Below are 9,809 nucleotides of genomic sequence, written 5' to 3' on the forward strand. Positions count from 1 at the left end.
CTGATCCCGCTCGAGCCGATGACGCAGGCCGCTTACAGGCGGCTGGCGATGGCCTGGGCGAAGCCCATGGTGTTGCCGGTGCCGCCGAGGTCGCCGGTCAGCGAATCCTTGGCTTCCATCGTGGCGACGATGGCCTTGCGCAGGCGCTCGGCATTTTCGGGCTGGCCGATATGGTCGAGCATCTGTGCCGCTGCCAGCAGCAGGGCGCAGGGATTGGCCTTGCCCTGGCCGGCGATGTCCGGCGCGGTGCCGTGCACGGCTTCGAAGATGGCCGCGTTCTCACCGATGTTGGCGCCCGGGGCCAGGCCCAAGCCGCCGACCAGACCGGCGCACAGGTCGGAAATGATGTCGCCGAACAGGTTGGTGGTGACGATCACATCGAACTGTTCCGGACGCATCACCAACTGCATGCAGCAGTTGTCGACGATCATTTCCTGGAACTCGATGTCCGGGTACTTGGCCGCCACTTCGCGCGCCACGGCCAGGAACAGGCCCGAGGTCGACTTGATGATGTTGGCCTTGTGCACCGCGGTGACCTTCTTGCGGCCGGTCGCGCGGGCCAGCTCGAAGGCATAGCGCACGATGCGCTCGGAGCCCTTGCGGGTGATGCGGGTGCCCGAGAACGCGGTCTCGCCATCGGCCGACACTTCCTGGCCTTCGGCCAGGTAGGCGCCTTCGGTGTTCTCGCGCACGGTCACCAGGTTGACGTTCTCGAAACGCGACTTGGTGTTCGGGAAGGTATGCGCCGGGCGGACGTTCGCGTACAGGTCGAAGTGGCGGCGCAGGCTGACATTGATCGAGGTGAAGCCACCACCGATCGGCGTGCTGAGCGGGCTCTTCAGGGCGATCTTGTTGCGCGCGATCGACTCCAGCGTGGACGCCGGCATCAGGTCGCCGTGCTTTTCCAGCGCGACCAGGCCTGCGTCGGCGTCTTCGTATTCCAGGCCGGCGTTGAGCTTGTCCAGGACGTACAGCGTAGCGTCCATGATCTCCGGGCCGATGCCATCGCCGCGGATGACCGTGATTTTCTGCGTCATTGATCGATATTCCGAACTGGGGGAAAAACGCCGTCCGGGGGTGCCCGGTGCACCGGCGCAGGTAAGTTTCACCCGCAATTATGCCTCAGCCGGGTCGAAGGCCCCAAATAGACCAAAGTGTGAGGCCGGCAGAGGCACAATTGCCCGCGCATTCTTCCTCTACCCCCGCCTGTCGGCGCGCCCCTTCAACAGAAGGGGCTGTGTCACCAGACGCATTGCGGGGTCTGGTAGCGCCGATCCATGATCGGCGAGCGCAGCGGAAAGCCGCCGAGCGTGGCTCGGCGCTACCGGATCCGGGCGGAAGGACGCGGCCCGCCGCGGCGTGGCTCAGTGCTCGTGCGCGGCGGGGGCGTCGGCGCCTGCTTCCAGTTGGTCCAGGAAGTCCACCGCGCGGCGCAGGTGCGGGATCACGATCGATCCACCCACCACCAGGCCCACCGAGAAGGTCTCGAAGAACTCTTCGCGACTGACACCGGCTTCCTTGCACTGGGCGACGTGGTAGCTGATGCAGTCATCGCATCGCAGCACCATCGAGGCGACCAGACCCAGCAGCTCTTTCGTCTTCACATCCAACGCGCCGGCCTGGTAGGTCTGCGTGTCCAGCGCGAAGAAGCGGCGCACCACCTGGTTGGGCTCGGCCAGGATGCGTTCGTTCATCTTCTTGCGGTAGGCGGTGAACTCGGCCAGCTTGTCCGCGCTGTCGTCGGCCGTGCTCATGCCTGCGCCTGCCCGGCCAGCAGCGGTTCCAACTTGCCTTCGCGGTGCAAGGCCATCATGTCGTCGTAGCCGCCCACGTGGACGTCGCCGACGAAGATCTGCGGCACGCTGGTGCGGCGGGTCTTGGCCATCATCTTCTCGCGCTCGACTGAATCGAGGTCGATGCGCACCTCGGTCCACTGCGCGCCCTTGCTCTTGAGGAAGTTCTTGGCGGCCACGCAGTACGGGCACACGGCGGTGGAATAAATGGTGATGGTGGGCGCGCCACCGGTAGGCTGTTCAACTTGGCTCACGGGAAACTCCACGACGGTTCGACTGTCTGTATATGGTAGCGGCCTGATGGAAAATCCACGCCACGGCCGCAACACTGTGGATTAACGATAGGTTTCCCCCCGGCCTGCCACGCTGTGGGACGCTGCCCGAGGACTGACCGCTTGCGACTGTTGCTGCTTTCCGCCGCCCTGACCCTCGCGCTGGCCATGCCGCTGGCGCAGGCGCAGGAATCGCTGCCCGACATCGGCTCGTCGGCGGGTGAACTGCTGACCCCTGCACGGCAGGCCGAGTACGGCGGGATGATGCTGCGGGAGCTGCGCAACTACGGCTACCTGCTGGACGACCCGCTGGTCACCGAGTGGCTGCAGACCATGGGCACCCGGCTGGGCTCCAACAGCGCGCAGCCGCGTCAGTCCTACACGTTCTTCATGATGAAGGACCGGCAGATCAATGCCTTCGCCACGCTGGGCGGCTATATCGGGGTCAACGCGGGCCTGGTGCTGACCGCCGAGCGCGAGGATGAAGTGGCGGCCGTGCTGTCCCACGAAATCGCCCATGTGACCCAGCAGCACGTGCTGCGCGGTGTTGAACGGGCCCAGCGCGACCAGATCCCGATCCTGCTGGGCATGCTGGCCGCCGTGGTGGCCGCGCAGCAGGCCGGCGGCAATTCGGCCGGCAACGCGACCATGGCCAGTATCGCCTCGGGCATGGGCCTGATGCAGCAGCGGCAGATCGACTACACGCGCTCCAATGAATCCGAAGCCGATCGCTTGGGCATCCGCACCCTGGCCCGCAGTGGCTACGACGTGGATGCGATGGCCGGCTTCTTCGAGCGCATGAGCGCTTCGATGCGCGGCAACGACGGCGGCTACACCGTGCCGGACTTCCTGCGCACCCACCCGGTCAACACCACCCGCATCAGCGAGGCCAAGCTGCGCGCCGAGCAGATGAAGAAGGACACGGTGGTGCTGACCACCGAAGTTCCCGGTGGCGTGCGCCAGGAACGGGTGAATCCCAGCGACCCGGGGCTGTCTGATCCGATCTCGCGCCGGCAGAACCTGCTGCTGCCGCCAGGCATGCAGGTAGCGGTCGGCTCGCTCAGCCGCGGAGCCAGCGGCCAGTTCGACTGGGCCCGCGAGCGCCTGCGGGTGCTCAGTGCGCCCACGCCTTCCGAGCTGACGCGGGAGTACGAATCGCTGTCACGCAGCCAGAAAGGCGGCCTGACCCCGGCGCAGCGGTATGGGCAGGCGCTGGCCCAGCTGACCACCGGGACCGGCGGGGCGGCCGGCGCAGCGCGCGCCCTGGCGGAGCTGCACGATGCCGATCCGGCCAATCTGTGGGTAAGCCTGGCGCTGGGCGAAGCCGAATCGCGTTCGGGGCATCCGGCCCAGGCCAACGAGCGGTTCGAACAGTTGCTGCGGCAGCATCCGGGCAGCCGTCCGGTCGCCCTGACCTTCGCGCAGATCCTCAATGAACAGGGCGGCCAGGTGGCGGGCCAGCGTGCACAGGCGATGCTGCGGCCGCTGCTGTCACAAAGCGGCAACGATCCGGTCTTCCAACAGCGTTTCGCGCGGGCCAGTGAACTGGCGGGCGATGGCCACCGGGCCAGTGAGGCGTATGCGGAGGCGGCCTATCTCAACGGCCGTCCGGAGCAGGCGCTGATGCAACTGCAGGCACTGAAGCGGCAGCCGGAGCTGGACTATGTCAGCCGGGCGCGGGTGGATGCGCGTATCGAGACGATCACCCCCACGGTGCTGGAGATGCGGCGGCAGGGGGTGAATGATCCGGAGCTGGAACGGCGCTGAGTGGGTTTATTGGGGCGGGATTTGGGGAGCCGACTGAAGTCGGCTCTACCCCTTTGGGGGTTTGTATGACATCTGCGCGCCGTGGGTCACAAACCTGTCATCAAATCGTAGTCTACTGACGTCATTCCCGATCTGATGAGCATTACGGTGGCCCTGTGCAGAAACGCATCCTGATCGTCGACGACGAACCCGCGATCCGCGAAATGGTCGCCTTTGCGCTGCGCAAAGGGGATTACGAGCCGATCCATGCGGGCGATGCCCGCGAAGCACAGACGGCCATTGCCGACCGTGTGCCGGACCTGATCCTGCTGGACTGGATGCTGCCTGGCACCAGCGGCCTGGACCTTGCCCGCCGCTGGCGCAAAGAAGCGCTGACCCGCGAAGTACCGATCATCATGCTGACCGCGCGCGGTGAGGAAAATGATCGGGTGGGTGGGCTGGAAGCCGGCGTCGATGACTATGTGGTCAAGCCGTTCTCCGCGCGCGAGCTGCTGGCGCGTATCCGGGCCGTGATGCGCCGGGCCCGCGACGATGACGAAGACGGCAGCGTGGCGGTTGGGGTGATCCGTATCGACGGCGCCGCGCACCGCGTGTTCGCCAACGACCAGCCGGTGCCGATCGGCCCGACCGAATACCGCCTGCTGCACTTCTTCATGACCCACCCTGAGCGCGTGTATACCCGCACCCAGCTGCTGGACCATGTGTGGGGCGGCAGCGTGTATGTGGAGGAGCGCACCATCGACGTGCACATCCGCCGCCTGCGCAAGACGCTGGAACCGTTCAACGCGGAGAACATGGTGCAGACCGTGCGCGGCGCCGGTTATCGTTTTTCCACCTCTACCTGATCGCTGGTCGCGCCACCCCGCTACAGTGCGGGGCTGGGCGACCTTCTTCATCCACTTTCACTGGTACCTGCAATGCCGCGTCACATCCGTTCTGCCTGGTTGAAGACCCTGGCCACCCTGGCCACGGTGCTGGTGTTGGCCGGCGTGGTGGGTGCGTTGCTGGGCGATGTCTGGATGGGGCTCGCCGTGGCGGCGATCGGCGCACTGGGCTGGCATTACTGGCGTCTGCGCCGGGTGCTGGGCCGGTTGACCGCGCGCCAGCGCTGGGAGATCGCCGAGGGCGCGGGCGTGTGGAACGAGCTGGACCGCGTGGTATCGCGCAACCAGCACGAAATGCGCGTGCGCAAGCGCCGCCTGCTGGACATGCTGCGCAGCTACCGTGCCGCCGCCGCCGCCCTGCCCGATGCGGTGGTGGTGCTGGACCGCAACAGCCAGCGCGTGCAGTGGTTCAACGAAGCCGCCACCACGCTGCTCGGCCTGCACCATCCGGGCGATCTGGGCCAGGCGCTGGTGCAGCGCCTGCAACCGATGCCGCTGGCACATTGGCTGGCCGGTGGCCGCAATGCCGAACCCATTCTGGACGTCGCCTCGCCGGTCGATCCGGCGATCCGCCTCAACCTGCGCCTGATTCCATATTCGTCCGACCACTGGCTGCTGATCGCCCGCGATGTCAGCAAGCTGCTGCGGCTGGAACAGGTGCGTCGTGACTTCGTGGCCAACGTGTCGCACGAGCTGCGCACCCCCCTCACCGTGGTGCACGGTTACCTGGACATGATGGACCCGGAGGATTTCCCGGGCACCGGGCCGATGCTGGAAGAAATGCGCAAGCAGAGCCAGCGCATGGCCCAGCTGGTGGAAGACCTGTTGACCCTGTCGCGGCTGGAATCGCAGGAAACCGGCGAGGCCGAGACCGTGGCGATGCTGCCGATGCTGGCCACCCTGCGACGCGAGGCCGAAGCGCACAGCCAGGGCCGGCACAGGATCACCGTGGAAGATCTGGCCGGCGTGGACCTGAGCGGATCCATCAAGGAACTGCACAGTGCGTTCTCCAACCTGGTCACCAATGCCGTGCGCTACACCCCTGTGGACGGCCAGGTGCGGGTGACCTTCAGCCGCGAAGGCGACGGGGTGATGCTGGCGGTGCGTGACACCGGCTACGGCATCCCGGCCAACCATCTGCCACGCCTGACCGAGCGGTTCTACCGCGTGTCCAGCAGCCGTTCGCGCGAAAGCGGCGGCACCGGCCTGGGCCTGTCCATCGTCAAGCACATCCTCGGCCTGCACCACGCCCGCCTGGAAATCCAGAGCGAGGTCGGCAAGGGCTCGACGTTCTCCTGCCATTTCGACGCCGAGCACGTACGCGTGCGTGAGACGGCTCCCCATCACCACGCCGAAGATTGACATCATGAGCAGCCTTGGATCCCTCCCTGTTCCCCTGAATCCGGAAGCCGATCCACTGCGGGATCCGGCGCTTTACATCAACCGTGAGCTGTCCCAGCTGGACTTCAACTTCCGCGTGCTGGCGCAGGCGCTGGACCCGCAGGTGCCGTTGCTGGAGCGTCTGCGCTTCATGTGCATTTCCTGCACGAACCTGGACGAATTCTTCGAGATCCGTGCTGCCGCCGTGCGCCACGCCCAGGAGTTCGGCCTGCCGCCGGCGCCGGATGGCATGAGCCCGCAGGCGATTCTCAACGCCATCCATGACCGCGCCGCCGAGCTGGTGGACCAGCAGTACCGTTGCTGGAACGACGTGCTGCGCCCTGCCCTGCAGGACGCCGGCATCGGCGTGCTGGGCCGCCATTCGTGGACGCACCGGCAGAAACGCTGGCTGCGCGCCTATTTCCGCAACGAGATCATGCCGGTGCTGTCGCCGCTCGGCCTGGATCCGGTGCATCCGTTCCCCAAGATCCTCAACAAGTCGCTGAACATCGTGGTGGTGCTGAAGGGCGTGGATGCGTTCGGCCGCAGTGGCCACCTGGCCATCGTGCGCGCTCCGCGCTCGCTGCCGCGCATCATCCAGCTGCCGGAACGGCTGGGCGGTGGGCAGAACTTCGTGTTCCTGTCCTCGATGCTGTCGGCGTTCGTCGATGAGCTGTTCCCGGGGATGGAGGTCGAGGGCGCGTACCAGTTCCGCGTCACCCGCAATTCCGAGCTGGTGGTGGACGAAGAAGAAGTCGAGAACCTGGCACTGGCACTGCGCGATGAGCTGGTGGACCGCGGCTACCGGCCGGCGGTGCGCCTGGAGATCGCCCAGGACACGCCACGTGACATCGTGCGCACCCTGCTGCAGAACTTCGGCCTGACCGAGAACGCGGTCTATTACATCGATGGCCCGGTCAACCTCAACCGCGTCATCCAGTTGTATGACGTGCTGGCACGCCCGGACCTGAAGTACCCGCCGATGTCCCCGCGCACCACGCGCGAAGGGGACGGCATCTTCGAAACCGTGGCCCGCCAGGATGTGCTGCTGCACCACCCGTTCGACTCGTTCGGCACGGTGCTGGACCTGATCAAGCAGGCCGCGGTGGATCCGAACGTCCTGGCGATCAAGCAGACGCTGTACCGCACCGGCAAGGACTCGCTGATCGTGGAGGCGCTCATCCAGGCCGCGCACAACGGCAAGGACGTCACCGTGGTGGTGGAACTGCGTGCGCGCTTCGACGAAGAGGCCAACCTGGGCCTGGCCGATCGCCTGCAGGAAGCCGGCGTGCAGGTGGTGTACGGCGTGGTCGGCTTCAAGACCCACGCCAAGATGCTGCTGATCGTGCGTCGCGAAGGCCGCAAGCTGCGCCGCTACGTACATCTGGGCACCGGCAATTATCACAGTGGCACCGCACGCGCCTATACCGACATCAGCCTGATCACCGCCGATGCGGACATCGGCAACGACGTGCACCTGCTGTTCCAGCAGCTGTCCGGACTGGCCTCCAAGGCCAAGCTGAAGCACCTGCTGCAGTCTCCCTTCACCCTGCATACCGGCGTGCTCAAGCGCATCGAACGCGAGACCGCCATCGCCAAGGCCGGCCATCCCGCGCGCATCATCGCCAAGATGAATGCCCTCAACGAGCCGCAGGTGGTGCGTGCGCTATATGCCGCCTCGCAGGCGGGGGTGCAGATCGACCTGATCATCCGCGGTGCGTGCACATTGCGCCCGGGCGTCCCGGGGGTGTCCGACACCATCCGCGTGCGTTCGATCGTCGGCCGTTTCCTGGAACACAGCCGGGTGTACTGGTTCGGCAACGACGGCGCGCCGGAACTGTATTGCGCCAGTGCGGACTGGCTGGAACGCAACCTGCTGCGCCGGGTGGAAACCGGCTTCCCGATCCTGGATCCGGCGCTGGCCCGCCGCGTGTACCGCGAGGTGCTGCAGAACTACCTGGATGACAACCTCAATGCCTGGGAACTGCAGGCCGACGGGCGCTACGTGAAACTGGCACCGGCGCACGATGAGGCACCGCATTCGGCACAGATGGGGCTGATGCAGGGGCTTTGACGACCGCTGCAGTGCAATGACGTGAAGGCGGTGCGGTGACGAGCAGCACCCGCCTTCGGCTACTATCTGCGCATGCCGCATACCACGACTTCCCCCGCGCTCAACGATGGTGACCTGCTGGCCGCCATCGACCTTGGCTCCAACAGTTTCCACATGGTGATCGCCCGTTACACGCTGGGGCAACTGCGTGTAGTGGATCGCCTGCGCGAGACCGTGCGCATGGCCGATGGCCTGGACGGAAAGGGCGGGCTGTCCAGCGAGGCGCGCCAGCGCGCGCTGGAATGCCTGGCCCGTTTCGGCCAGCGCATCCGCGATGTACCACCGCACCGCGTGCGCGCACTGGCCACCAACACCGTGCGCCAACTGCGCTCGCCGCAGGCGTTCCTGATGCCGGCCGAGACCGCGCTGGGCCATTCCATCGAGGTGGTCAGCGGCCGCGAAGAAGCGCGCCTGATCTACCTGGGCGTGGCCCACGCGCAGCCGCCGAAAGAAGGCCAGCGCCGCCTGGTGATCGACATCGGCGGCGGCTCCACCGAGTTCATCATCGGATCCGGCATGCAGACCCTGGAGCGCGAAAGCCTGCAGGCGGGCTGCATTGCCAGCACGCGGCGTTTCTTCCCCGGTGGCAAGCTCAGCCGCAAGCGCTGGAAAGACGCGCTGGCCGAGATCGGCCGCGAGTTCCAGCCCTTTGCCAGCAAGTACCGGGCGCTGGGCTGGGACGAGGCGCTGGGATCGTCGGGTACGCACAAGGCGATCAGCGAAATCTGCGCGACGATGAAACTGAGCAAGGGCGCGATCACGGCAGAGGCCCTGCCGCAGTTGCGCGACGAACTGCTGAAGGCGAAGAAGATCGAGGACATCGTGCTGCCCGGACTGGGGGGCGATCGTCGGCCGATCATCGCCGGTGGCGTGCTGGTGCTGGAGGCGGCGTTCCAGGCGCTGGGCCTGCAGAAGCTGCTGGTCAGCAAGGCAGCGATGCGCGAAGGCATTCTGTACGACATCGTCGGCCGCGCCGGCGAGAACGATCCGCGCGACGTGTCCATCGATGCGCTGACCGTGCGCTATGACATCGACGTCGCGCAGGCGGACCGCGTACAGGCCACGGCGTTGGCGTTGTTCGACCAGGTGCAGGACACCTGGAAGCTGGAAGCGGATGACGCACGCATGCTGTCCTGGGCGGCACGCCTGCACGAGATGGGCCTGATGATCGCGCACAGCGGTTACCACACCCACGGCAGCTATCTGCTGGAAAACTCGGATATCGCCGGGTTCTCGCGCCAGGAGCAGCACATGCTGGCGGCGCTGGTGCGCACGCATCGGCGCAATGTGCCGAAGAGTGCCTTCGAGGCACTGCCCGAGCGCCTGGTGGTGCCGGCACGCCGGCTGGCCGCCCTGCTGCGGCTGGCGGTGCTGGTCAACCGCGCGCATGAGTCCACGCCGTTGCCGGCGCTGGAGCTCACCGCGGAAGAAGATCGGCTGTCACTGATCGTCCCGCAGGCCTTCATTGATCCGCGGCCCCTGCTGCGCGCGGACCTGATCGGCGAAGTCGACGGCATGGCCGGACTGGGAATCCAGTTCAAGCCGTTCGTGGCCTGAGCACGTAGCGCCGACCCACGGTCGGCGAGCGCAGCGGGCCGTT

The 9,809-nt window shown here is 66.5% G+C and carries 8 protein-coding genes; 5 read left to right on the forward strand and 3 right to left on the reverse strand.

The window, feature by feature from the left end; genetic code table 11:
• Nucleotides 1-32 precede the first annotated feature (32 nt).
• The 3 genes from IFT58_RS13135 to grxC form a co-directional block, all read right to left on the reverse strand.
• Nucleotides 33-1,037 carry an isocitrate dehydrogenase gene (locus IFT58_RS13135; protein WP_188324902.1) on the reverse strand — a complete coding sequence of 335 codons (1,005 nt, stop codon included), beginning with the start codon at nucleotides 1,035-1,037 and terminating at the stop codon, nucleotides 33-35.
• 327 nt (nucleotides 1,038-1,364) lie between these two features.
• The gene (locus tag IFT58_RS13140) at nucleotides 1,365-1,754 is read right to left on the reverse strand and encodes a carboxymuconolactone decarboxylase family protein (protein WP_188324903.1); all 390 of its coding nucleotides are present in this window, start codon (nucleotides 1,752-1,754) and stop codon (nucleotides 1,365-1,367) included.
• The gene (grxC, locus tag IFT58_RS13145) at nucleotides 1,751-2,047 is read right to left on the reverse strand and encodes a glutaredoxin 3 (RefSeq protein ID WP_192095397.1); all 297 of its coding nucleotides are present in this window, start codon (nucleotides 2,045-2,047) and stop codon (nucleotides 1,751-1,753) included. Before grxC ends, IFT58_RS13140 begins: the two co-directional genes overlap by 4 nt.
• Before the next feature lie 141 nt (nucleotides 2,048-2,188).
• Here grxC and IFT58_RS13150 point away from each other — a divergent pair, with 141 nt between their 5' ends.
• The 5 genes from IFT58_RS13150 to ppx all read left to right on the forward strand — a co-directional run bounded on the left by IFT58_RS13150 (nucleotide 2,189) and on the right by ppx (nucleotide 9,766).
• Nucleotides 2,189-3,832, forward strand: a complete 1,644-nt coding sequence (locus IFT58_RS13150) for a M48 family metalloprotease (protein WP_249405696.1) — start codon at nucleotides 2,189-2,191, stop codon at nucleotides 3,830-3,832.
• Nucleotides 3,833-3,987: 155 nt separating this feature from the next.
• A complete protein-coding gene (phoB, locus tag IFT58_RS13155; protein ID WP_188324906.1) occupies nucleotides 3,988-4,677 on the forward strand; it encodes a phosphate regulon transcriptional regulator PhoB in 690 nt (229 codons plus the stop codon).
• Nucleotides 4,678-4,749: 72 nt separating this feature from the next.
• Complete coding sequence (gene phoR / locus IFT58_RS13160; protein WP_192095400.1) at nucleotides 4,750-6,078, forward strand: phosphate regulon sensor histidine kinase PhoR; 1,329 nt, start codon at nucleotides 4,750-4,752, stop codon at nucleotides 6,076-6,078.
• Nucleotides 6,079-6,082: 4 nt separating this feature from the next.
• On the forward strand, nucleotides 6,083-8,170 hold the full coding sequence (gene ppk1 / locus IFT58_RS13165) for a polyphosphate kinase 1 (RefSeq protein ID WP_192080896.1): 2,088 nt from the start codon (nucleotides 6,083-6,085) through the stop codon (nucleotides 8,168-8,170).
• A 72-nt stretch (nucleotides 8,171-8,242) separates the two neighbouring features.
• Complete coding sequence (gene ppx, locus IFT58_RS13170; RefSeq protein WP_188324909.1) at nucleotides 8,243-9,766, forward strand: exopolyphosphatase; 1,524 nt, start codon at nucleotides 8,243-8,245, stop codon at nucleotides 9,764-9,766.
• Nucleotides 9,767-9,809: the final 43 nt, after the last annotated feature.

Source organism: Stenotrophomonas sp. CFBP 13718, from assembly GCF_014842145.1.
GTDB lineage: Bacteria > Pseudomonadota > Gammaproteobacteria > Xanthomonadales > Xanthomonadaceae > Stenotrophomonas.